20 protein-coding genes are annotated in these 22,007 nt (G+C 73.9%); 12 read left to right on the top strand and 8 right to left on the bottom strand.

What is annotated here, in order from left to right; translation table 11 throughout:
• The first annotated feature begins 249 nt into the window (after positions 1-249).
• The 6 genes from ACWC9R_RS33605 (at position 250) to ACWC9R_RS33580 (ending at position 5,965) form a co-directional block, all read left to right on the top strand.
• Entirely contained in the window at positions 250-663 is a 414-nt protein-coding gene (locus ACWC9R_RS33605) for a DUF3151 domain-containing protein (RefSeq protein ID WP_018092618.1), read from the top strand.
• Between the two features lie 201 nt (positions 664-864).
• On the top strand, positions 865-1,773 hold the full coding sequence (locus ACWC9R_RS33600; RefSeq protein WP_450737273.1) for a tryptophan 2,3-dioxygenase family protein: 909 nt from the start codon (positions 865-867) through the stop codon (positions 1,771-1,773).
• Positions 1,766-3,103, top strand: a complete 1,338-nt coding sequence (kynU, locus tag ACWC9R_RS33595; protein WP_450737271.1) for a kynureninase — start codon at positions 1,766-1,768, stop codon at positions 3,101-3,103. The genes ACWC9R_RS33600 and kynU overlap by 8 nt, the downstream gene beginning before the upstream one ends.
• On the top strand, positions 3,100-3,897 hold the full coding sequence (locus ACWC9R_RS33590; protein WP_450737269.1) for an alpha/beta hydrolase family protein: 798 nt from the start codon (positions 3,100-3,102) through the stop codon (positions 3,895-3,897). Before kynU ends, ACWC9R_RS33590 begins: the two co-directional genes overlap by 4 nt.
• Positions 3,898-3,965: 68 nt before the next feature.
• A complete protein-coding gene (locus tag ACWC9R_RS33585; RefSeq protein WP_450737268.1) occupies positions 3,966-5,312 on the top strand; it encodes a sensor histidine kinase in 1,347 nt (448 codons plus the stop codon).
• Positions 5,309-5,965, top strand: a complete 657-nt coding sequence (locus tag ACWC9R_RS33580) for a response regulator transcription factor (RefSeq protein WP_362613090.1) — start codon at positions 5,309-5,311, stop codon at positions 5,963-5,965. Before ACWC9R_RS33585 ends, ACWC9R_RS33580 begins: the two co-directional genes overlap by 4 nt.
• 97 nt (positions 5,966-6,062) lie before the next feature.
• On the opposite strand, the gene ACWC9R_RS33575 is transcribed toward ACWC9R_RS33580, so the two are convergent.
• The 3 genes from ACWC9R_RS33575 to ACWC9R_RS33565 all read right to left on the bottom strand — a co-directional run bounded on the left by ACWC9R_RS33575 (position 6,063) and on the right by ACWC9R_RS33565 (position 9,380).
• Positions 6,063-6,524 carry a BP74-related protein gene (locus tag ACWC9R_RS33575; RefSeq protein WP_450737266.1) on the bottom strand — a complete coding sequence of 154 codons (462 nt, stop codon included), beginning with the start codon at positions 6,522-6,524 and terminating at the stop codon, positions 6,063-6,065.
• A 271-nt stretch (positions 6,525-6,795) separates the two neighbouring features.
• Positions 6,796-8,436: an ABC transporter permease gene (locus ACWC9R_RS33570; protein ID WP_450737265.1), complete on the bottom strand. Its 1,641-nt coding sequence runs from the start codon at positions 8,434-8,436 to the stop codon at positions 6,796-6,798.
• Positions 8,433-9,380 (bottom strand): ATP-binding cassette domain-containing protein, encoded by a 948-nt coding sequence (locus ACWC9R_RS33565; RefSeq protein ID WP_450737264.1) that lies wholly within the window; start codon positions 9,378-9,380, stop codon positions 8,433-8,435. The genes ACWC9R_RS33570 and ACWC9R_RS33565 overlap by 4 nt, the downstream gene beginning before the upstream one ends.
• 94 nt (positions 9,381-9,474) lie before the next feature.
• Here ACWC9R_RS33565 and ACWC9R_RS33560 point away from each other — a divergent pair, with 94 nt between their 5' ends.
• Positions 9,475-10,032, top strand: coding sequence for a GbsR/MarR family transcriptional regulator (locus tag ACWC9R_RS33560; RefSeq protein ID WP_450737263.1), 558 nt, complete (start codon positions 9,475-9,477; stop codon positions 10,030-10,032).
• Between the two features lie 10 nt (positions 10,033-10,042).
• Here the strand turns inward: ACWC9R_RS33560 and ACWC9R_RS33555 are convergent, their stop codons facing one another.
• Entirely contained in the window at positions 10,043-11,020 is a 978-nt protein-coding gene (locus ACWC9R_RS33555; RefSeq protein WP_450737261.1) for a hypothetical protein, read from the bottom strand.
• Positions 11,021-11,226: 206 nt separating this feature from the next.
• On the opposite strand from ACWC9R_RS33555, the gene ACWC9R_RS33550 reads away from it, so the two are divergent.
• On the top strand, positions 11,227-12,513 hold the full coding sequence (locus tag ACWC9R_RS33550) for an adenylosuccinate synthase (protein WP_450737259.1): 1,287 nt from the start codon (positions 11,227-11,229) through the stop codon (positions 12,511-12,513).
• Positions 12,514-12,571: 58 nt separating this feature from the next.
• Here ACWC9R_RS33550 and ACWC9R_RS33545 read toward each other — a convergent pair whose 3' ends face one another.
• From ACWC9R_RS33545 to ACWC9R_RS33530, 4 genes are all read right to left on the bottom strand, one after another.
• A complete protein-coding gene (locus tag ACWC9R_RS33545) occupies positions 12,572-14,383 on the bottom strand; it encodes a serine/threonine-protein kinase (RefSeq protein WP_450737258.1) in 1,812 nt (603 codons plus the stop codon).
• Positions 14,384-14,578: 195 nt separating this feature from the next.
• A complete protein-coding gene (locus tag ACWC9R_RS33540; protein ID WP_450737256.1) occupies positions 14,579-16,264 on the bottom strand; it encodes a protein kinase domain-containing protein in 1,686 nt (561 codons plus the stop codon).
• A gap of 175 nt (positions 16,265-16,439) precedes the next feature.
• A complete protein-coding gene (locus ACWC9R_RS33535) occupies positions 16,440-16,967 on the bottom strand; it encodes a MarR family winged helix-turn-helix transcriptional regulator (protein ID WP_450737255.1) in 528 nt (175 codons plus the stop codon).
• The gene (locus ACWC9R_RS33530; RefSeq protein ID WP_450737253.1) at positions 16,964-17,644 is read right to left on the bottom strand and encodes a DJ-1/PfpI family protein; all 681 of its coding nucleotides are present in this window, start codon (positions 17,642-17,644) and stop codon (positions 16,964-16,966) included. Before ACWC9R_RS33530 ends, ACWC9R_RS33535 begins: the two co-directional genes overlap by 4 nt.
• Positions 17,645-17,947: 303 nt before the next feature.
• On the opposite strand from ACWC9R_RS33530, the gene ACWC9R_RS33525 reads away from it, so the two are divergent.
• The 4 genes from ACWC9R_RS33525 to ACWC9R_RS33510 all read left to right on the top strand — a co-directional run bounded on the left by ACWC9R_RS33525 (position 17,948) and on the right by ACWC9R_RS33510 (position 21,868).
• Complete coding sequence (locus ACWC9R_RS33525) at positions 17,948-18,787, top strand: VTC domain-containing protein (protein WP_450737251.1); 840 nt, start codon at positions 17,948-17,950, stop codon at positions 18,785-18,787.
• 134 nt (positions 18,788-18,921) lie between these two features.
• The gene (locus ACWC9R_RS33520) at positions 18,922-20,292 is read left to right on the top strand and encodes an aminotransferase class III-fold pyridoxal phosphate-dependent enzyme (RefSeq protein ID WP_450737249.1); all 1,371 of its coding nucleotides are present in this window, start codon (positions 18,922-18,924) and stop codon (positions 20,290-20,292) included.
• 152 nt (positions 20,293-20,444) lie between these two features.
• On the top strand, positions 20,445-21,122 hold the full coding sequence (locus ACWC9R_RS33515; RefSeq protein ID WP_362613120.1) for a GntR family transcriptional regulator: 678 nt from the start codon (positions 20,445-20,447) through the stop codon (positions 21,120-21,122).
• 95 nt (positions 21,123-21,217) lie between these two features.
• Positions 21,218-21,868, top strand: coding sequence for a hypothetical protein (locus tag ACWC9R_RS33510; RefSeq protein WP_362613123.1), 651 nt, complete (start codon positions 21,218-21,220; stop codon positions 21,866-21,868).
• Positions 21,869-22,007: the final 139 nt, after the last annotated feature.

Below are 22,007 nucleotides of genomic sequence, written 5' to 3'. Positions count from 1 at the left end.
TCGGGTTTTCATTCGTGTCCTTTAACGTTGTGGGGCAGGGTTTCCGGACGTAAAGCGAAGCAGTCCGGAAACCCTGCCCCCGAGGCCCGTCCCCGCACCCCGACAGCCCCGCGCAGCGGCACCGCCCGCCGCAGGCGCGAACGGCGAGAGCACCGCGCAAGCGGGCAACAAACGGCGAGCAACCCCCACGGCGGGAAAGCCGAGATCGTCCGGCCGAGCCCAGACGCAGCGCCCTGGCAGACTGGGACCATGCCCATTCACGAGAACCTGCTCGGGGGTCCGCCCCCGACCCATCTGCCCGACGATCCCGAGCCCCGCGAGCTGCTCGCCGCGGGCACGGCACCGTCCGACGTCGCCGCGAAGTACCCGACCTCCTCCCTGGCCTGGGCACAGCTCGCGGACGACGCGTTCGAGGGAGGCCGGGTCGTCGAGTCGTACGCCTACGCCCGTACCGGCTACCACCGCGGGCTGGACGCGCTCCGCCGGGCCGGCTGGAAGGGCCACGGCCCGGTGCCCTTCGAGCACGAGCCCAACCGCGGCTTCCTCCGGGCACTGCACGCCCTCGCCCGCGCCGCCCAGTCGATCGGCGAGCAGGACGAGTACGAGCGCTGCAGCACCTTCCTGCGGGACTCCTCGCCCACCGCGGCGGACACCCTCTCCTGACGAGCCGCCGGCGTCGCCGCCGGGGGAGCGCCCAGGTCAACGGGCCGGCCGCCTGATCGCGGCCGGCCCTTGCGCGGTCGCTGCCCAGCACGGATGATTTCGAGTGGGCCGGGCCATCCCGTGCCCGAGGGGACCGGGGCTCCCGAGCCGACGAGGAAGGGGCGGACCGCTACCCGGTAGTTCGCACCTGAGGAGTCCCTCATGTCGCAGCCGTCTCCCATCGATCCCCCGGACCCCGGAGCGACCGCGTCCGCCGCGTGCCCCATGGCGGTCGGCACCGCCGGGTCCGGCCCGTCGTTCGCCCCGGACCTGAGCATCGGCGCCAGCAGCACGACCCCGTACGAGGACTATGTCCAGGCGGGCGTCCTCACTCATCTGCAGCACCCGCTCTCCGACGACCCCGGCGAGATGGTCTTCCTGGTCACCACCCAGGTCATGGAGCTGTGGTTCACGGTCATCGTCCATGAGTGGAGCACCGCCGCCGAGGCGCTGCGCCGCGACGACCTGCCGGTCGCCCTGGAGGCGCTGCGCCGCTCCGCCTACGAGCTGGAGGCGCTGAACGCCTCCTGGAAGCCGCTCGCCCGGCTGACCCCGGCGCAGTTCAACGCCTACCGCGACGCGCTCGGGGAGGGCTCCGGTTTCCAGTCGGCGATGTACCGGCGGATGGAGTTCCTGCTCGGCGAGAAGTCCGCTTCCATGCTGGTGCCGCACCGCGGCGCGCCCCGTGAACTCGCCGAGCTGGAGAAGGCCCTCCAGGAGCCCAGCCTGTGGGACGAGGTGCTGCGGATGCTCGCCCGGCGCGGCTGGGCGGTCCCCGAGGCGGTGCTGGAGCGGGGCCCGACGCTGCGTTACGAACCGGACCCGGGCGTCGAGGCCGTCTGGGCCGAGATCTACGCCGGTCCGCAGGACTCCGAACTCGTCCGGCTCGGCGAGGTGCTGACCGATGTCGGCGAGCTGATACTCCGCTGGCGCCACGACCATCTGGTCGCGACCTGGCGGGCGATGGGAGCAAAACTGGGTACCGGCGGTTCCGCGGGCGTGGCCTGGCTGGAGAAGCGGGCCCGCAAGAACGTCTTCCCCGAGCTGTGGACGGCGCGGAGCCATGTCTGAGACCCACGAATTCCCCGAGACCACCGGCCGCAGCGAGCCCGCCGGGTCCCGTGAACACGCCGTGCGCGCCGCCGAGTTGGACGCCGCCGACCCGCTCGCCGCGGTCCGCGACCGGTTCGTCCTGGACCCCGCGCCCGACCACGCGTCCGGCGACGAGGCCGTCTACCTCGACGGCAACTCCCTCGGCGCGCTGCCCCGCGGGGTGGCCGACCGGGTGGCCGACGTCATCAACCGTGAGTGGGGCCGGCTGCGCATCCGGTCCTGGAGCGAGTCCGGCTGGTGGACCGCGCCGGAGCGGATCGGCGACAAGATCGCCCCGCTGATCGGGGCGGGGCCGGGCCGGGTGGTGGTCGGCGACTCGACCAGCGTCAACATCTTCAAGGCCGTGATCGGCGGCGTCCGGATGGCCGGCAAGGGCTGTACGGAGATCCTCGTCGATGCCACGACCTTCCCGACCGACGGCTACATCGTGCGGTCCGCGGCCCGGATGACCGGCCTCGCGGTGCGCCCGGTCGAGCCCGCGCGGATCGCCGACGAGGTCACCGAGCGGACCGCGCTGGCCCTGGTCAACCACGTCGACTACCGCACCGGGCGGCTCAACGACCTGCCCGGCATCACCCGCGCGCTGCACTCCGCGGGCGCGCTCGCCGTCTGGGACCTGTGCCACAGCGCCGGCGCGCTGCCGGTCGGCCTCGACGCGCACCATGTCGACCTCGCCGTCGGCTGCACGTACAAGTACCTCAACGGCGGCCCGGGGTCGCCCGCGTACCTCTACATCCGCGAGAGCCTCCAGGAGCGGTTCGAGTCGCCGCTGCCGGGCTGGAACTCCCACGCCGACCCGTTCGCCATGGACACCGGCTACACCCCGGCGGACGGCATCGTGCGCGGCCGGGTCGGCACCCCCGACATCCTGTCGCTGCTCGCCCTGGAGGCGGCGCTGGAGGTCTGGGACGGGGTGTCCGTCGAGGAGGTGCGCACCAAGAGCCTGGCCCTGACCGACTTCTTCCTGGAGTGCGTGGCGGCCTATGTGCCGCCCGGCCGGGTGCGCTCCGTCACCCCGGCCGAGCACCAGTGGCGCGGCAGCCAGGTGTCGCTGGCGTGCTCCCCCCGGCTCACCGCCGTGGACGGCACCTCCCTCGCCGGTGAGGTGATGGACGAGCTGATCCGGCGCGGGGTGGTCGGCGACTTCCGGCGGCCCGACGTGCTGCGTTTCGGCTTCACCCCGCTCTACACCTCCTTCGCGGACGCGGAGCGCGCGGCCCGGGTGCTCGGTGAGGTGCTGGGGGCGCTGCCGGACGTGGAGTCCGGGGCGTCCGGGGCCGCCGGGTGAGGGTGGCGGACGAGGAGGCGGCGCTGCTGGGGCTCGCCCCGGTGGCGCCGGACCGGACGGTGGCCTACGGGCCGCATCCGGACCAGATCGTCGACGTCTACGTGCCGCGGGCCGGCGACGGCGGGCGGGCGGCGGCCCGCGGCCCGCTGGTCGTGCTGCTGCACGGCGGGTTCTGGCGGGCGGCCTACGACCGCCGCCATCTCTCGCCGCTCGCCGCGGAGCTGGCCGGGCGGGGCCTGCCGGTCGCCCTCGCCGAGTACCGCAGGGTCGGTGCGGGCGGCGGTGTGCCGCAGACCTTCGACGACGTCACCGCGGCCGTCGGGGCCGCCCGCACCGCCCTGGCGGGGGAGGCGGCGGACCCCGCGGTGGTCCTGGCCGGGCACTCGGCGGGCGGGCATCTCGCCCTGCTCGCCGCCGCCCGGCCCGGCACGCCGGTGACCCGCGTCGTCGCCGTCGCCCCGGTCGCCGACCTCGCCCGCGCCCATGAGCTGGGGTTGAGCGAGGGCGCCGTCGCCGAGCTGCTGGGCGGCGGGCCCGGCTTTCCGGAGCGCCTCGCCGCGGCCGACCCGGCGCTCCGTCCGCCGGTGGGCATCCCCGTCACGCTCCTGCACGGCACCGACGACCCGGACGTCCCCCTCGACCTCTCCCGCCGCTACCTCGCGCGAAATCCCGGCGGCACGGAGCTGCGCGAGCTGACCGGCGTCGGCCACTACGCCCCCGTCACCCCCGGCAGCCCCAGCTGTCACACACTTGTCGGTTGTCTGAGCCGTCCGCACCGGCCACGTAGTACTTGAGGCGGACGCCGGCAGATCCCCACTGGTGGGGACGCCGCGGGGGCCCGGCGTTGCTTACCGTTGTCAGCGTGAACGAGACGACCCAGACGCAGGACGCTCTGCACTCGGAGGCACGGATAGCCCACGGCGTCCTGCACCGGCTGCGCCAGGACCTGTTCGTCGACGCCTTCGCCTTCCGGCCGATGCCGCCGCTGGAGGACGCCAAGATCCGCCGGTGGGTGCCGTGGCTGCCGGAGCGGCTGCGGCACTGGTCGCGCTGGCTGCCGCACGCGACCGTCGGCTTCTTCGCGGCGCTCGTCCTCCTTGCGGGCCTGGCCGGCTCCGGGCCCGGACTGCGCGGCATCGTGGCCCTGCTGATCGCCGCGCCGCTGCTGCTGACCCTCTTCCGGCCGGTGGGCGCCTTCTGGCTGTCGCTGGCCGCGTTCGCCGCCGAGGCGTTCGCCGAGGCGGGCGACCCGTACGTCAACCTCTTCTCGAACGGCGCCTTCGCCACCCACACCGTGGTGATGGCCCTCGTGGTGCTGCGCACCCGGCCGCGCCTGGCGATGGAGATGTGGCTGGTCACCTTTGCCGTGGCGACCCTCCTGACGGTGGTCACCGGCACGGACGCGGGCGATCTGCCGCCGGTGGCGGTCTTCTGCGGTGTGATCCTGATCTCCGCCGCCGCGGTCCGTGCCTGGCGCGAGGAGCGCCAACAGGTCGTCAGGACGCAGACCGTCACCGAGGAGGAGCGCACCCGGCGGACGCTCCTGGAGGAGCGGGCCCTGATCGCCCGCGAGCTGCACGACGTGGTCGCCCACCACATGTCCGTCATCGCCATCCAGGCCGAGGCCGCGCCCTACCGCGTCAAGGACACCCCGCCCGAGCTGGCCACGTCCTTCGCCACGATCCGGGAGAACGCCGTCGCCGCCCTCGCCGAACTGCGCCGCATCCTCGGCGTGGTGCGCTCCGCCGACCCGGACGCCTTCGCCGAGAGCGACCCGGAGGCCCCGCAGCCGACGCTCGGCCACCTCGACTCGCTGCTCGACAGCGTCCGCGGCGCCGGGCTGGTCGTCGAGGCCGTGGTGACCGGTTCGCCCCGGCCGCTGCCGCAGGGCGTCGAGCTGTCCGCGTACCGGATCGTGCAGGAGGGGCTGAGCAACGCGCTGCGGCACTCGCCCGGTGCCGAGGCCCGGGTGGAGATCTCCTATGTGCTGGGCGGGCTGGGCGTGCGCATCGTCAACGGTGCGCCGAGCCGGCTGGCCAAGCCGTCCCCGGGCGCGGGGCACGGAGTGCTGGGCATGCGGGAGCGGGTACAGATGCTGGGCGGCGAGATGACGGCCGACCACACCGAGGACGGCGGCTACGAGGTCGCGGCGTTCATCCCGGTGACGAACACCACGGGCGGGACCAAGGCAGGGGGAGCGCGGGCATGATCCGGGTATTGATCGTCGACGACCAGGTGATGGTGCGGGAGGGCTTCTCCGTCCTGCTGAACGCCATGCCGGACATGGAGGTCGTGGGGGAGGCGGTGGACGGCCGCGAGGCGGTGCGCAAGGTCGCCGTCCTCAAGCCCGACGTCGTCCTGATGGACATCCGGATGCCGGAGATGAACGGCCTGGAGGCGACCCGCGAGATCGTGGCCGCCGACGAGGGCGCCAAGGTCCTGGTGCTGACCACCTTCGACCTGGACGAGTACGTCTACCAGGCGCTGCGCTCCGGGGCCAGCGGCTTCCTGCTCAAGGACGCCTCGGCCGGTCAGCTCGCCGAGGGCGTCCGGATCGTCGCCTCCGGCGAGGCGCTGCTCGCGCCGACCGTCACCAAGCGCCTGATCTCCGAGTTCTCCCGCCTCGGCACCCCGCGCGCCCCCGCACAGGAGCGCATCGCCGATCTCACGGAGCGGGAGACCGAGGTCCTGGTGCTGGTCGCCCAGGGCCTGTCGAACGGGGAGATCGCCGAGCATCTGGTGGTCGCCGAGTCCACGGTGAAGACGCATGTCAGCCGCATCCTGGTGAAGCTGGGGCTGCGCGACCGCACCCAGGCGGCGGTGTTCGCGTACGAGGCGCGGCTGGTGACACCCGGGGGCTGAGCGCCCCGGGTGGACGTACGAAGGCCGTCGGCGGTCCTGGACCGGACCGCCGACGGCCTTCGCGCGTTCCCCTACGGGCGGGGACCACGGGCGGGGACTACGGCTGGGGAACCTCCCGCAGCAGCTTCGAGCTCCAGGGGCACCAGATCAGGCCGGGCAGGAACGGGCCGCCGGCCTCGTCCAGATGCTCCTCGACGTAGGGCGTGGTGGCGTCGCAGACCTCGATGGCGAAGTCGAAGAAGTCGATGGTCTCCGGGCGGAGATGGAAGCTCCAGCGCCAGTTGTACGGCGCCGGGCGCTTGTCGATGCGGCCGATGACATGGGGCTCCGAGCTGGTCGCCCCGCTCAGCAGGTCCCGGGCGTGCTGGATCTTGCGCGGGTCGGTGATCTTGATGACGAACTCTGCGCGGGTGACATCGGTCATCACGAAGTAGGCGGCCGCGTCGGCCCGGGCACGCCGGTCGTCGCCCGTCTGCTTCCCCTGGGCGGGCCCGGCCGCCGTGACGGCGAGCAGAGCCGCCGCCGCGAGAATGCCGATCTTGGTGGTGATGCGTCGCATGAACCCCTCCGGTGCCGCGGGTCGTGGTCACGACCGTGCGCACGGAAAGTAATGGGTAGATTACCGATAGCTCCAGAGTTACTCCGGGTTATCGCACCGCCAGGTGAAATGGCGAACAGTGACTGGCGGCCGCGGGAGTCATGTGCTGTATCCACACCCTGTGGACAGCGGCGGGCCGGTGCGCCACCGCACACGGCGGTGCGCCGCCGGAGTCCGCTACGGCTCCGACGGCGCACGTCTTCGGGGCGGTCCACCGCGGGCCGCCGGGGCATCAGCCGATGTCGCGCCGGCGGACACCGGCCAGGCCCAGCAGGAGGAAGAGCGCGGAGAGCGCCGTCAGCCAGACGAACGGGGCGGCGGTGACCTCGGCGCCGGGGAGCTTGGGCAGGTGGCCGTACGGGGAGAGGTCCATCGCCCACGGCGGGAACTTGAGGGACGGGCCGATCCAGCCGATGGCCAGGCAGCCGCCGACGAGCGCCCAGACGGCCGGGGTGGCCTTCGGGAGCAGGCCGAAGACGAGCACCGCCAGACCGGTCAGCGTCCAGACCGCCGGGACCTGGGAGAGCGCCGCGGCCAGGACGGGGCCCAGCTGCCCGCCGGGGTCGCCGACGGAGACGCCGTGGGCCAGGCCCAGCCCCAGTCCGCCGGAGGCCAGGATGACGGCACCGCCCCCGTAGGCGATCGCCAGATGGCTGCCGGCCCAGCGCAGCCGGCCCACCGCACCGGCCAGCACCGGCTCCGCGCGCTCCCCGGTCTCCTCACCGCGCAGCCGGAGCACCGCACCGGCCGCGTAGAGCGCGGCGACCATGCCGAGCAGTCCGGTCATGGTGGCCAGGAAGGCCTCCGTCAGGTTCTGTTGGCCGCCCATCCGCTCGACGATCTCGCGGGTCCGCTGGTTGCCGCCGACCAGGTCGGAGGCGCCCTTGGCGATCCCGCCGAAGACCGCGCCGGCGCACAGGAAGGCGAGCGTCCAGCCCAGCAGGGTGGTGCGCTGCAGCCGCCAGGCCAGACCGAAGGCGCCGCCGAGGGAGCGCGGCGCGGCGGCCGGTCCGGGACGGGCGGGCAGAAAGCTCATCCCCAGGTCGCGGCGGGCGGTCAGGGCGTAGGCGGCCGCGACGGCCAGGGCGGTCGCCGCGGCGAAGGGGAGCAGAGGCCACCAGCGTTCGCCGGCGTACGGGCGGAGGTTCTCCGCCCAGCCGATCGGGGAGGCCCAGGTGAGCGGGGAGGAGCCTGCGGCCGTCGCGGCGTCGCCCGCGGCGCGCAGTGCGAAGGCGAGGCCCAGGACCGCGCCGGTCAGCCCCTTGGCCAGTCGCGCGCTCTCGGTGAGCTGGGCGGCGACGGCGGCCAGACCGGCGAAGAGCGTGCCGGTGCCGCCGATGGCCAGGCCGAGGGCGAGCGAACCGGCGGCCGGGCGGCCGGACAGTGCCGACCCGCCCGCGATCAGCGCCGCGAGCAGCGCGTTGGCGAGCAGGGCGGTCAGCAGGGCCGCGGTCAGCGGCGCCCGGCGGCCCACCATGGCGGCGGAGAGCAGTTCCTGACGGCCCGTCTCCTCCTCCTCGCGGGTGTGCCGGACCACGATCAGCAGGCTCATCACCGCGGCGAGGACGGCGCCGAAGCCGGCCATCCGCCAGGCGACCAGACCGCCGACGGAGTCGCTGAAGACCGGTCCGTACAGCGCCCGCATCGAGCCGTTGTGGTTCATCGAGGCGGCCAGCCCGGCCCGTTGGGCGGCGGTGTCGTAGACCGCCTCGAACGACGCGCCCACGGCGGTGACGGACAGCCCCAGGGCCAGCACCCAGGCCGGGATCAGCAGCCGGTCGCGGCGCAGCGCGAGGCGCCACAGGGTTCCGGTGCCCGCCAGATGACGGGGGCGTGCGGCGCGGGCGGCGGGGGCCGCGGTCACGGCGGTCATCGCGCGACCGCCGCGGCGGTGCGGGCGTCGTCCTGGTAGTGGCGCAGGAAGAGCTCCTCCAGGGTGGGCGGGGTGCAGGTGAGGCTGCGGACGCCGGAGGTGCCCAGCGAGCGGAGCACGGCGTCGAGCCGGTCGGTCTCGGCCTGGAAGCGGACGCGGTGGCCCCGGCTCCCCCGGATCGGCTGGGTGCTCAGGCCGTGCACGCCGGGCAGCGCGGCCAACTCCCCGGGTGGGCCGACGAGTTCGGCGACGACCGTGGTGCGGGTCAGATGCCGCAGTTCGCCCAGCGAACCGGACTCGACGGTCCGCCCCTTGCGGATGATGCTGACGCGGTCGCAGAGCGCCTCGACCTCGGACAGCACATGGCTGGAGAGCAGGACCGTACGGCCGCGGTCGCGCTCCTCGGCGACGCAGTTCTGGAACACCTCCTCCATCAGCGGGTCGAGCCCGGAGGTCGGCTCGTCGAGGACGAGCAGATCGACGTCGGAGGCGAACGCGGCGACCAGGGCGACCTTCTGCCGGTTGCCCTTGGAGTAGGTCCGCCCCTTCTTGGTGGGGTCGAGCTCGAACCGCTCCAGGAGTTCGGCCCGGCGCGCGGCGTCCAGCCCTCCGCGCAGCCGGCCGTAGAGGTCGATGACCTCGCCGCCGGACAGGTTGCGCCACAGGGTCACATCGCCGGGGACGTAGGCGATCCGGCGGTGCAGTGCGACGGCGTCCTGCCAGGGGTCCCGGCCCAGGAGCCGGGCGGTGCCGCCGTCGGCGCGCAGCAGGCCGAGCAGCACGCGGAGGGTCGTGGACTTCCCGGCGCCGTTGGGCCCGAGGGAGCCGTGCACCTCACCGGCCGCCACGTGCAGATCGAGGCCGTCCAGCGCGTGGGTGCGGCCGAAGGACTTGCGGAGACCGTCGACCCGGATCGCGGGGGCGGGAGACGTTGCTGTGGTCATGCTTTGGAAGCTACGCTAGTTTCACAAATTTGTGAAATTAAGAAACCGTATAAACTTGGGGTGGGTGGCTCTGATCAGGGGAGATGATGCGGATATGAGTGAGCAGCCAGAGCAGAGTGCGGACCGGACGGACGGCGCCCGCCAGGACGGCGGCGACGAGAAGCGCGATGACGCGGCGGTCTCACAGTTCGTCGAACGGTTCGCCTCCCAGCTGGTGGACGCCGGGATGCAGCGGATGTCCGCCCGGGTCTTCGCCTGTCTGCTGGCCTCCGACTCCGGTGTGCTGACCTCCGCCGAACTCGGCGAGCGCCTCCAGGTCAGCCCGGCCGCCGTCTCCGGCGCGATCCGCTACCTCTCCCAGGTCGACATGGTCAGCCGGGAACGCGAGCCCGGCTCCCGCCGCGACCGCTACCGCGTGCACAGCGACCAGTGGTACGAGGCGCTGGCCCGCCGGGACAACGTCCTCACCCGCTGGGAGGGCACCCTGCGCGAGGGCGTCGACAGCCTCGGCGAGGACTCCCCGGCCGGCCGCCGGATCGCCGAGACACTGATCTTCTTCGAGTTCCTCCAGAAGGAACTCACCGGCCTGCTGCAACGCTGGCGCGAACACCGCGACCAGCTCCGCGCCGACCTGGAGAGCGCGGACCGTTAGGGCGTGCCCCTCAGCCCCGCGGCAGCTGCAGCCGCCAGGCCGCCGGCTGCACGGTCCATGTACGGGTCCTGACCGGGCCGCCGACCAGCGCGTCCGCCCGGTAGTGGAAGTCCGCGCCGGACACCGTCACCGCCCGCGCCCGGGTCCGCACCGGGCGGGCCCCGCCCGGCCAGTGCACCACGACCTCGGCCAGCGCCCGGCCGTCGGCGGCCCCGGGCCACGGCCCGTCCGCCCCGGCCCGGCCGCCGGGCACCACCGACACCCCACGCACCGGCCGGTCCAGATCCGCCAGCAGCACCCCGTCCGCCTCGATCCGCAGCCGCTGTCCCGGCACCCGCGCCCGCCGCGTGCCCAGACCGGTCGCCGGCGCCGCCAGCAGCGACAGCGCCGTACGGGCCGTCCGGGCGGCCGGCTTCCACCACGGCCGCGGCCCGTCGGGCCCGTCCGCCGGGCCGCTTTGCTCCTCCGGGGCCGCTGCCGGGCCGACCGGGGCGGGCGGCGGGGCCGTCCCCGGCACGTACGCGCCGTGCCCCAGCCGGGTCGCCTCGCTCCCGCACGGGATGCGCAGCCCGCCCAGCACGATGCCGTCGCTGTCGTCCGTGAGCAGATCCATCGGGTGCTCCCCGCCGTCCAGGACGGCCCGCGCGGCGGCCACCGTGTCCGTGGGGACGCCCAGCGCACGGCTCAGCGTGACCGCGGCCGGGGCGCCCACCGGGACCATCGACAGCGGCACCGCGCCCAGCTCGCGCTCCTTGTGCAGCAGGCCCACCACCCGCAGCAGCGTCCGGTCGTCCCCGATCACCACCGGCCGCCGGTGCCCGCGCCGGGCCAGTACCCGCGCGAACTCCTCCGGCCCCTCCGGCAGGCAGATCTTCGCCCCCGCGCCCGCACACAGGACATCCTTCGCGATCCGCACGGACTCGCCGTCCGTACTGCGGGCGACCGGGTCGATGACCACGAGCAGGGGGTACCCCCGAACGGAGTCCACGGGAGAGTGCCCAGAAGGCTGCGCCGACACCTCGGTCCTTCCTCAGGTAGCATCTCGGTGCAAGAGCCCCTTGCGCTATTGCGCCAGGGGCTTCGTCTATTCCGGGGCACCGGTCCGACGGCTCTAGTGATGACGTACGCGTGAAAAGGCACGCCGACGCCATCCACGCACGTTGGACATGCCCCGCCCGGAAGGGGTGTACGCCTGTGCCCGCACTTGTGCTGCTCGGTGCTCAGTGGGGTGATGAGGGCAAGGGAAAGGCCACCGATCTGCTCGGTGGGTCCGTGGACTACGTGGTGCGTTACCAGGGCGGCAACAACGCCGGCCACACGGTCGTCGTCGGCGACCAGAAGTACGCACTGCACCTCCTCCCTTCCGGAATCCTCTCGCCGGGGTGCACCCCGGTCATCGGCAACGGTGTAGTCGTCGACCCGGCGGTCCTGCTCTCCGAGCTGAGCGGACTCAACGAGCGCGGCGTCGACACGTCCAAGCTGCTGCTCAGCGGTAACGCGCATCTGATCACGCCGTACAACATCACCGTCGACAAGGTGACGGAACGGTTCCTCGGCAAGCGGAAGATCGGCACCACCGGCCGCGGCATCGGCCCGACCTACGCCGACAAGATCAACCGCGTCGGCATCCGGGTCCAGGACCTCTACGACGAGTCGATCCTGACCCAGAAGGTCGAGGCGGCGCTGGAGGTCAAGAACCAGCTGCTGAGCAAGCTCTACAACCGTCGCGCCATCGAGGTCGACCAGGTCGTCGAGGAGCTGCTGGGCTACGCCGACAAGATCAAGGGCTATGTCGCCGACACCACCCTGATCCTCAACAAGGCGCTCGACGACGACAAGGTCGTGCTCTTCGAGGGCGGCCAGGGCACGCTGCTGGACATCGACCACGGCACGTACCCCTTCGTCACGTCCTCGAACCCGACCGCGGGCGGCGCCTGCACGGGTGCCGGTGTCGGCCCCACCAAGATCAGCCGCGTCATCGGCATCCTCAAGGCCTATACGACGCGCGTCGGTGCCGGTCCGTTCCCGACCGAGCTCTTCGACGAGGACGGCGAGGCGCTGCGCCGCATCGGCGGCGAGCGCGGCGTCACCACCGGCCGGGACCGCCGCTGCGGCTGGTTCGACGCCGTCATCGCCCGCTACGCGACCCGCGTCAACGGTCTGACGGACTTCTTCCTCACCAAGCTCGACGTGCTCACCGGCTGGGAGCAGATCCCGGTCTGCGTCGCGTACGAGATCGACGGCAAGCGCGTCGAGGAACTGCCGTACTCGCAGACCGACTTCCACCACGCCAAGCCGGTCTACGAGATGCTCCCGGGCTGGTCCGAGGACATCACCAAGGCCAAGAAGTTCTCCGACCTGCCGAAGAACGCCCAGGCGTACGTCAAGGCGCTGGAGGAGATGTCCGGCGCCCCGATCTCCGCGATCGGCGTCGGCCCCGGCCGCGACGAGACGATCGAGATCAACTCGTTCCTGTCGTAGGACACCGGCCGGGGGACCACCGCGGTCCCCCGGCACCCCGCAGCGGACAGCCGCGCGGCTACTTCACCCTGGAGTAGCCGCGCGGCTGTCTGTCGTCGCCGAGGAACGCGCGGTGCAGGGTGCCGTCGCCGCCCAGGCTGAGCACGGAGGTGCTGCTCGGTGTGCAGCCGGGCACCGGCCGGTCGACGACCGACGGGCCGACGGTCAGCTTGCCGCCCTCGGCCGCGTAGAGGTCGGCGTGTGCGGTGCAGCGGCCGCCGCGGCCCACGACGACGGTGGTCAGGACCCTGCTGCCCGCCGGGGCCTGCCGGACGGTCAGCTCCTGGCTGCCGTAGCCGTCGTCGTCCGGCCGCCGCCAGGTGCCGAGGAGACCGGCCGGGACGGTGCCGTCGGCCGGGGCGACGCGGTGCAGGGTCGCGGTGCGCCCGGCCGCGGCCCAGGTCAGGGTGTCGGCGCCGCCCGCCACCAGGGTGTGCTCGCCCAGCGCGGCACAGCGGCCGGCCGGGACGGACCGGACGACATCGGTGTCCAGCCGCAGTGCCGGGTGCCCGTCCCGCTGGGTGACGGACACCAGCTTGCCGTCGCTGCGGCACTCGTAGGTCGCGCCGAGGCTGGTGCTGTTCGCGACCACCTCGCCGACCTTGCCGTGGGTGATCACGAACCGCCGCTGCTGGCCGGTGGGTTCCCCGTCCCGCAGCACCGGGCCCGACCAGGTGCCGACATAGCCCGCCGGGATGTCGGACGCGCTGTCGCCGGCGCCCGCACGGTCGCTCAGCAGCGGCACCGCGGCGGCGGCCGCGGCGGCCGCGACGACCGCCGTGGCGACGAGGGGGAGCCATCGACGGCGGCGGCGCCGCTCCGCCGCGGTGGGCGCCGGGGGCCGCGCCGTACGGACCGCGGGCCGGGTGGTCGGCACCGTCGGTGCCTGGCCTTCGGGCGGGGTGTCGGTGTCCAGGAGGAGCACGGCGTGCTGTCCCAGGCGCGCGATGAGTTCGGCCGGAAGCCAGGGCGTGGCCGCCGGGCCGCCGGGCGCCGGCCCGAGGCGCTCGGCGAGCTCCGCGGGGGTGGGCCGCGCCGCCGGGTCCTTGGCCAGGCAGTCCAGGATCAGACCGCGGACGCCGTCCGCCGCCCCGGCCACGTCCGGGTCCTCCTGCGCGATCTTGAACATCACGGCGTGCACGCCCGAGGCGATCTCACCGAACGGCTGCCGCCCGGTCGCCGCGTACGCCAGCACCGAGCCGACACAGAACACATCGCTGGCCGGGCTGACGCTCCGCCCCGTGACCTGCTCGGGCGACATGAAGCTGGGCGAGCCGAGCACCGTACCGGCCCGGGTCAGGGTCTGCTCCCTGACCCCGTCCAGGGCCCGCGCGATGCCGAAGTCGATGACCCGCGGCCCGTCGATGGTGAGCAGCACGTTGGACGGCTTGAGGTCGCGGTGCACCAGGCCGACGCCGTGGATGTCGCGCAGCGCGCAGGCCAGCCCGTAGGCCAGCCGCCGCAGCGAATCCTCCGGCAGCGGGCCGTAGGTGCCCTTGCGCGCGTAGTTCCCGACGACCTCGCTCAGGGTGGGGCCCGCGATGTACCCGGTGGCGACCCAGGGGACCGCGGCCTCGGTGTCCGCGTCCAGCACCGGCGCCGTCCACCGCCCGCCGACCCGCCGCGCGGCCGCGACCTCGGCGCGGAAGCGGTCCCGGAACTCCTCCTCCGCGGCGAGTTCGGCCTTCACCAGCTTCACGGCGACGGTCCTGCCGCCCTCCGAACGGGCCAGGTACACCCGCCCCATCCCACCGCTGCCGAGACGGCTGAGCAGCCGGTAGTCCCCGATCCACGACGGATCGTCGGCAGTCAGCCCCCGCAGGCCGTCCATCCGGGCACCCTCCCCGTGTGTCGTTCCGTGCCGGTTTCGGTATCCAGGCGTGCACTGAGCCTAGGCGGTGCACTGCCCGCGCCGGGGCGCCCCCGGAAACCGCGTCGGCCCCGCCCCGCGGCCCCCTCCTGTCCAACGCCCCGTGAGACGGCGCCCGTTGCCCGCCCGGCGGCCGTCACCTCGTCTTGTCGGCCGTCACCCGGCCCTGCGGTACGACAGCGCCTTCCCGTCGTCGGACACGCGGCGCAGCTTTCCGTCCACCAGCTCCAGGGTGCTCGCCTCGCCGGGCTGGCAGCCGTCCGGTCCGGAGACCACCTTGGACGGGCCGAGGCGGACCGGGGGGCCGGCGCTGGTCAGGGTGGCCGCGAACGCGCAGCGGTAGGACTCCCCGGTCGCCGTCATCGTCAGCACGGTGTCACCGGTCGTGCCCTGGATGAGCGTGAGGCGCCGGGTGTTGAGGGTGGAGCCGCCGAGGGTCGTCTCCCACGTGCCCAGGTAGTCCGCGGGGATGCCCCCGTTCACGGCGCGCTGCGCCGGGGACCGGCCGCCCGTCGAGCCCTCCGTCCGTACGCCCTCACCGCCGGTGTTGAACACGGCGTACGCGGTGGCCGCACCGGCCCCGGCCAGCACCAGCGCGAGCGCGGTGATCAGGGCGGCACCGGCACCACGACGGCGACGCGGCACCGCGGCCGCGGTGGACGCCGGGCCCGCTGTCGCGGGGTCGTGGTGCCCGTGGGAGGCGTACGACGGGGAGGGCGCCGCGCCCGCACCCGGGGGCGGGGTCGCCGGGGTGCCGCCCGATGGGGGCGTGGGTGCGACGGCGGTGGGCAGCGCATGCACGCCGGGGTCCTCGGCGGCGGGCGACGGGGTCGCGGACGGTGCCTCGGCGCGGTCGCCGCCCCGCGCGTCCTTGCCGTCCTGCGGGTCCTCCGCCTCCAGCAGCTCCACGGCATGCCGCCCCAGCCGGGCGATCAGCGCCCCCGGCAGCCAGGGCTCGTCGTCCGCGCCCGGCCCGTCCCCGGTGCCGTGCTCCGCCCGCGCCACCAACTCCGCGGGCGTGGGCCGCTGTTGCGGGTCCTTGGCCAGGCATCCGGAGACCAGCTCGCGCAGCCCGTCGGGCAGCGCGGAGAGATCGGGCTCCTCCTGGGCGATGCGGAACATCAGCGCGGGCGCGAGGCTGTCGGCCGTGCCGAACGGCTGCCGCCCGGTCGCCGCGTAGGCCAGTACGGAGCCGAGGCAGAAGACATCGGAGGCCGGGGTCAGCGGCGCGCCGCGCACCTGCTCCGGCGACATGAAGCCCGGCGAGCCGACCGACGCGCCGGTACGCGTCACCCCGCTGCCGGCGACCGCCTCCAGCGCCCGCGCGATGCCGAAGTCGATGACCCGCGGGCCGTCGATGGTGAGCAGCACGTTGGACGGCTTGAGGTCGCGGTGGATGATCCCGGCGGCATGGATCGCGCCCAGCGCACGGGCCAGCGCGGCGGCCAGGATGCGCACGCTCCGCTCGGGCAGCGGTGCGCCGCCGCCGACGACCCGCTGCAGGGAGGGGCCCGCGATGTAGCCCGTGGCGACCCAGGGGGTCTCGGCCTCGGTGTCCGCGTCCAGTACGGGCGCCGTCCACCCCCCGCCGACCTGCTGCGCGGCCCGTACCTCCCGCCGGAAGCGGGCCCGGAACTCCTCCTCGCCGGCCAGCTCCGAGCGGACCAGCTTGACCGCGACCGTACGGCCGCGGTCCGAACGGGCCAGGAACACCCGTCCCATGCCGCCCTCGCCGAGCCGCCCGAGCAGCCGGTAGTCCCCGATCCGCACCGGGTCCTGCGCACCCAGCGGCCGCAGCCCTCCGGCCCGTCCCTGCTGTCCCGCCCGTATCAGCTGTTCCACGATCCCCTCGCCCCTTCCCCCCGAAGCCGCCCCAGTGGGCGAGTGGACGCCGGCGCCTCCGCACCCGTGCCGCCCCGCTGCCTCTCGTCCGCGGTGAGGATATCCAGCGCCCGCCGCGCCCGGCAGACCCGCCGCGCCCGGCAGACCCGCCGCGCCCGGCAGACCCGCCGTCCCCTCAAGCCTCCGCGGCCGGCGGGGCCTTCGGCGGGCCGGGCAGCTCGTCGAGCGCCGCCGACAGTTCCTCCAGCGCCGCCGTGACCCGCCGGAACCCGTCCTGGCCGCCGAGCTGTTCCCGCAGCCGGGCGGCGAACTCCGCGTGGCCGGGGGTGATACGGGCGACGGCGGCCCGGCCCTCCTCGGTCGGGGTGAGGAGCTTGGCGCGGCGGTGCGCCGGGTTCGGCCGGTAGGCGGCCAGGCCGCGGGCCACCAGGAGGTCGGCGATGCGCTGCACGCTCTGCCGGGTGATCCCCATCGCGCGGGCGATACCGGCGACGGACAGCGGCTCGGGCAGGACGGCGCCCAGCACCTGCCACCAGGCGGCGGTCAGCCCCGCGGGCGCGGCGAGACCGTCCGCGACCGTGAGGAACTGGCCGTTGAGCCGGAAGACGGTGAGGGCGGTACGGCTGAGCAGCTCCGGGTCCCGGGGGCCGCCGGCCGCCGGCGCCCCGGCGCCCGGGGCCCGTGCGGAGTCCGGCGCACTCATACGGAGCCGCCCTCGGAGCCGCCTTCCGCCCCGCCCTCCGGCTCGGCCGCCCCCGCCGTCATCAGGACCGGGTAGGCGGCGGCGTCGGAGCGGGCGAACAGGCGGTACCAGGCGTCCAGAATCCGCGGCTCCATCACGTCGAGTTCGGCGAAGATCTCCCGGGCGAAGGCCACCGGCTCGGTCGGCCCGGCGGTGATCAGCCCGCGGGCGCGCACCGCGTCGGCCTCGCGGTAGTGCGCCCCGCCCCGGTAGCCGGGCTGCGCGGCGAGGTACGGGGCGGCGCCGCTGGTGTGCGGACGGTCGTCCAGCAGTCCCTCCCGGGCCAGCCCCGCGGTCGCGCCGCAGATCGCCGCGACCGGCACCCCGGCGGCCAGGAACTCCCGGGCCTTGGCGGCGAACGGCATCAACTCCTCGCCGGTGTCCCACCGTTCGGCGCCCGGAAGGATCAGCAGCGCACTGTCCTCGGGGCGCAGCGCGTCGAGCGCGAGGCCGGGCACGAGCCGCTGCCCGCCCATGGTCGTCACCGGCCGGGCGGTGGTGGCCGCGACGGTGACCACGTCGTACGCGCCCTGCCCCGGACGGAAGTAGCCGCCGCTGCGGAGAGGGGCGACGGCATGGCCGCACTCCCAGTCCGCGAGCGTGTCGTAGGCGGCGAGATGCACGGTGCGCGGGGTCATGAGAACTCCTTGGCCGACGGCGGAATCCCGTTCCGCCGTTCCCTGTGTCCCTATGACAGCATCCTGCGCTTTCGACAGCATGCTGTCAATTGCTCGGGCGGCACCGGTCCCGCCCGTGGCCGGGAAGCATCGCCGACGGATGCCGGATTCCGCGTCCCGGAACTTCCGGCCGACGCGGAACGTAGAACACGTACCGCGCCCCGGCAGACCCGCCCCGGCCCGCCCACGACAGCACAGCGCCACCTCCGTCCCGCTCGCTCCCGGTCCCGCACGCTCCCCGTCCCCGCCCGCCAAGGAGCCCGTGTGATCCCCGCCGTACGCGCCCTCGCCCGCGCCGCCATGGCCGCGCGCCCCGTGCCGCTCGCCGAGGTCCAGACCCGCGCCGAACTCCTCGCCCGCTTCGACCGCAGCTATCTCGTCCCGTTCGAGGTCTTCACCGCCTTCGCGGCCCAACTCACCGGCCGCCAGGGGCCGGCCGGCCCGTTCGCCGCCCTGTGCGTCAACGGGCGCCGCTGGTTCCGCTATCACTCCGTCCACTACGACACCCCCGATCTGCGCTCCTTCCACGACGCCGGGCAGGGCCGCCCGCGGCGCTTCCGGATTCGCGAGCGGCGCTACGCGGACACCGGGGAGCGGCAGTTCGAGATCAAGCTGACCGGGCGGCGCGGCGAGACGGTCACCCACCGGCAGCCCCTGCTGCCGGACGCCGCCGCCCTCGGCACCGCCCCGCGCGGCTTCCTCGCCGCCGTCCTCGACCGCTCCTACGGCATCGCGGCCCCCGCCCGGCTGCTGCGCACCGCCGAGACCGAGTACCTCCGGGCCACCTTCGTCGCGGACGGCCAACGCATCACCTGCGACGCGGCCCTGCTCTGCCGGGACCCGGCGACCGGCCGGACCGTACGGGCCGACGGCGGCCTCCTCCTCGTCACCACCCGCAGCACCGGCCGCCCCACAACGGCGGACCACCTGCTGACCGCCCTCGGCGCAGCGCCCACCGGCTTCACCAAGTACTACGGCGGACTGTCGGCCCTGCGCCCGGACCTCGCCGAGGGCCACCGGCCGGGCGCGGTGGGGACGGCGTTTCCCACGGCGGCCCGGCGCCCGGCGCCCAGTCCCGGGCCAGGAGCCGGTGCCGGTTCGTAGACACTCTGTCCGTGCGCGTGGTGAGCGCCATACACACTGTCGGTACCGGCCGCCGGGCCGTGATCCCTAGGCTGAGGGGCGTTCGCCGTGACCGTCCCCGGCGGACCCGAGCGACCCGATCCGAGGTACTGACCGTGACCACGACGCCCTCCGCCTCCGCCGCCGACCCTGCCGCCGGTGCGGCCGTCAAGGCCGCCGACAGCGCGCACGTCTTCCACTCCTGGTCCGCGCAGGGCCTGATCGACCCGCTGCCGATCGCCGGCGCCGAGGGCTCGTACTTCTGGGACTACGACGGCAACCGCTACCTCGACTTCTCCTCCCAGCTGGTCAACACCAACATCGGCCACCAGCACCCCAAGGTCGTCGCGGCGATCCAGGAGCAGGCCGCGAAGCTGTGCACCATCGCGCCCGGCTTCGCGGTGGACGTCCGGTCCGAGGCCGCCCGGCTGGTCGCCGAGCGCACCCCCGGCGACCTCGACAAGATCTTCTTCACCAACGGCGGCGCGGAGGCCGTGGAGAACGCGGTCCGGATGGCCCGGCTGCACACCGGCCGCGCCAAGGTGTTCTCCGCCTACCGCTCGTACCACGGCGCCACCGCCACCGCGATCAACCTGACCGGCGACCCCCGCCGCTGGCCCTCGGACACCGCCTCGGCCGGTGTCATCCACTTCTGGGGCCCGTTCCTCTACCGCTCGGCCTTCCACGCCGAGACGGAGGAGCAGGAGTGCGAGCGTGCCCTCGCGCACCTGGAGCAGACCCTCGCCTTCGAGGGCCCGCAGTCGGTCGCGGCGATCATCCTGGAGACCGTCCCGGGCACCGCCGGGATCATGGTCCCGCCGGCCGGCTACCTCGCCGGGGTCCGCGAGATCTGCGACCGCCACGGCATCGTCTTCATCCTCGACGAGGTCATGGCGGGCTTCGGCCGCACCGGCCACTGGTTCGCCGCCGACCACTTCGGCGTCACCCCCGACCTGCTGACCTTCGCCAAGGGCGTCAACTCCGGCTATGTCCCGCTCGGCGGCGTCGCGATCAGCGCCGAGATCGCCGCCACCTTCGACCAGCGCCCCTACCCGGGCGGCCTGACCTACTCCGGTCACCCGCTGGCCTGCGCCTCCGCCGTCGCCACCATGAACGCGATGGCCGAGGAGCGGATCGTGGAGAACGCCGCCGACATCGGCGAGCGGGTCATCGGCCCCGCGCTCCGCGAGATCGCCGACCGCCACCCGTCCGTCGGCGAGGTCCGCGGCCTGGGCGTCTTCTGGGCGCTGGACCTGGTGAAGAACAAGGAGACCCGCGAGCCGCTGGTGCCGTACAACGCGTCCGGCGCCGCCAACGCTCCGATGGCCGAATTCGCGGCGGCCTGCAAGCGCGGCGGTCTGTGGCCGTTCGTGAACATGAACCGCACCCATGTCGTCCCCGCCTGCACGATCACCGAGGCCGAGGCGAAGGAGGGTCTGGCCGCCCTCGACGAGGCCCTGACGGCGGCCGACGCCCACACCGTCTGACCGTTCGGCCGGCGGACGGAACCGCAGGTCACAGACGTGCTGCAGGGCATGCTCACGGCAACCTCGGGCAGCGGCCCGGCGCGGCCCTCGCCTATCGTGGGCGGGGGCCGCTCCCACCTGCGCGGTCAGGGACGTCGAAGGAGACGCAGACGATGGCCGCCGGCGGAGACAGCTCACTCATACAACGCAGCACCCTGCGCCAGCAGATCGCCGACGCCCTGCGCGACGAGGTCCTGGCCGGCCGCCTGCCGTCCGGCCACCCCTTCACCGTCAAGGAGATCGCCGAGCAGTACGGCGTCTCCGCCACCCCCGTGCGCGAGGCGCTGCTCGACCTCTGCGCCCAGGGCCTGCTCGACGTCGAACAGCACCGCGGCTTCAAGGTGCACGCCTTCACCGCCGACGACTTCCGCGCCATGGTCGAGGCCCGCACCCTGATCATCGAGGGCATCTTCCGCAGCGGCGCCGACCAGGCGCTGCGGGCCACCGCCCCGGGGGTCCTCATCTCCATCCGGCGCCGCGCCGACGAGGCCGAACGGGCCGCGCGGGCCGGCGACCTGGACGTGCTGATCGGCTACGACCTGCGCTTCTGGCGCGAGCTGAGCAGCATCGTGAACAACGCCTACATCAGCGACTTCCTCGACCGCATCCGCGTCCAGACCTGGATGTTCGCGGTCCCGCTGCTGCGCCGCGAGCCCGACCTCAAGGGCCTGCTCTGGCACGGCCACAGCGCGCTGGCCGACGCCCTGATCCAGCACGACCTGGCCACCGCCCAGCGGCTGATCGCGGAGTACAACGAGCACTCCCTCGCTCTCGTCGGAACGCGCGGCTAGCACTACGCTGTCCCGACCATCGGCCGTAATGGGCCGTACCCGTACCGTACGTGCGCCGGTGTCCCCGTCCCCCGACCGGAAGCGAGCCCACACTCGTGGCATGTGACCTGTGGCTGGTACCCCTCGTCGATGTGCTGTGCCACAGCCCCGACAACCCGTTCTCCGAAGAGATCGCCGCCTACGACAAGGCCCTGACGGAAGCGGGCCTGCCACCGGTCCCGGTCTTCAGCTACATGCCCGGCCTGTCCGGCGACGTCGCCCCCGTCGCCGGCTTCGACTACGACGCCCTGCACTTCCTGCGCCGCGCCTACCTGCTGCGGCTGTGCGGCCTGGAGGTCACTCCGGTCGACGAACTGGGCGGCGACTACGAGCAGTTGCTGGAGATGTTCGAGGCCACCGCGCAGCAGTCCCACCTGGTCTGGCACTACGACCACGCCGGCGCCTACGTCCCGGTCGACTTCCCGCACCCGCTCGCCAACGACGAACTGCTGGAGGGCGGCGGCCCGCTGGGTTCCTCGCACGGCCTGCTGCGCGACCTGGAACTGGTTGCGCCATCCCTCGGTATCGATCCGGCCAATCCCCCGGCCGCCCCCACCCCGCCGGCCGGCCCCACCTCCCTGGAGGAACGCGCCGGCACCGTCCCCCTGGACGACAGCCCCTTCGCCCGCGAACGCCACGTCTGGCTAGGCCTCCACGCCGCCGCCACCCGAAGCCTCGGCCAAGGCTCCATGATCGTCTTCAGCTGACGCCACGTTCATTCCTCAACCAACCACGCGCACCCACCCACCAACACCGGCCCCCACCAAGCATTTCCCCATCCACCCACGGGAGGGGACGGGCCGGAGGGGCAGGGTTTCCGGACGTAAAGCGAAGCAGTCCGGAAAC

The organism is Streptomyces sp. NPDC001219 (assembly GCF_053597915.1).
Note: the sequence above shows the minus strand (reverse complement) of the source record. Positions and strands in the feature narration are given on the sequence as shown.

Excerpts from the sequence above, each read along its gene's own strand:
- ACWC9R_RS33535 (WP_450737255.1), bottom strand. The coding sequence starts at position 16,967 with ATGAGTGCGCCGGACTCCGCACGGGCCCCGGGCGCCGGGGCGCCGGCG.
- ACWC9R_RS33530 (WP_450737253.1), bottom strand. The coding sequence starts at position 17,644 with ATGACCCCGCGCACCGTGCATCTCGCCGCCTACGACACGCTCGCGGAC.
- ACWC9R_RS33570 (WP_450737265.1), bottom strand. The coding sequence starts at position 8,436 with ATGACCGCCGTGACCGCGGCCCCCGCCGCCCGCGCCGCACGCCCCCGT.
- ACWC9R_RS33545 (WP_450737258.1), bottom strand. The coding sequence starts at position 14,383 with ATGGACGGCCTGCGGGGGCTGACTGCCGACGATCCGTCGTGGATCGGG.
- ACWC9R_RS33575 (WP_450737266.1), bottom strand. The coding sequence starts at position 6,524 with ATGCGACGCATCACCACCAAGATCGGCATTCTCGCGGCGGCGGCTCTG.
- ACWC9R_RS33565 (WP_450737264.1), bottom strand. The coding sequence starts at position 9,380 with ATGACCACAGCAACGTCTCCCGCCCCCGCGATCCGGGTCGACGGTCTC.
- ACWC9R_RS33600 (WP_450737273.1), top strand. The coding sequence starts at position 865 with ATGTCGCAGCCGTCTCCCATCGATCCCCCGGACCCCGGAGCGACCGCG.
- ACWC9R_RS33560 (WP_450737263.1), top strand. The coding sequence starts at position 9,475 with ATGAGTGAGCAGCCAGAGCAGAGTGCGGACCGGACGGACGGCGCCCGC.
- kynU (WP_450737271.1), top strand. The coding sequence starts at position 1,766 with ATGTCTGAGACCCACGAATTCCCCGAGACCACCGGCCGCAGCGAGCCC.
- ACWC9R_RS33605 (WP_018092618.1), top strand. The coding sequence starts at position 250 with ATGCCCATTCACGAGAACCTGCTCGGGGGTCCGCCCCCGACCCATCTG.
- ACWC9R_RS33515 (WP_362613120.1), top strand. The coding sequence starts at position 20,445 with ATGGCCGCCGGCGGAGACAGCTCACTCATACAACGCAGCACCCTGCGC.
- ACWC9R_RS33580 (WP_362613090.1), top strand. The coding sequence starts at position 5,309 with ATGATCCGGGTATTGATCGTCGACGACCAGGTGATGGTGCGGGAGGGC.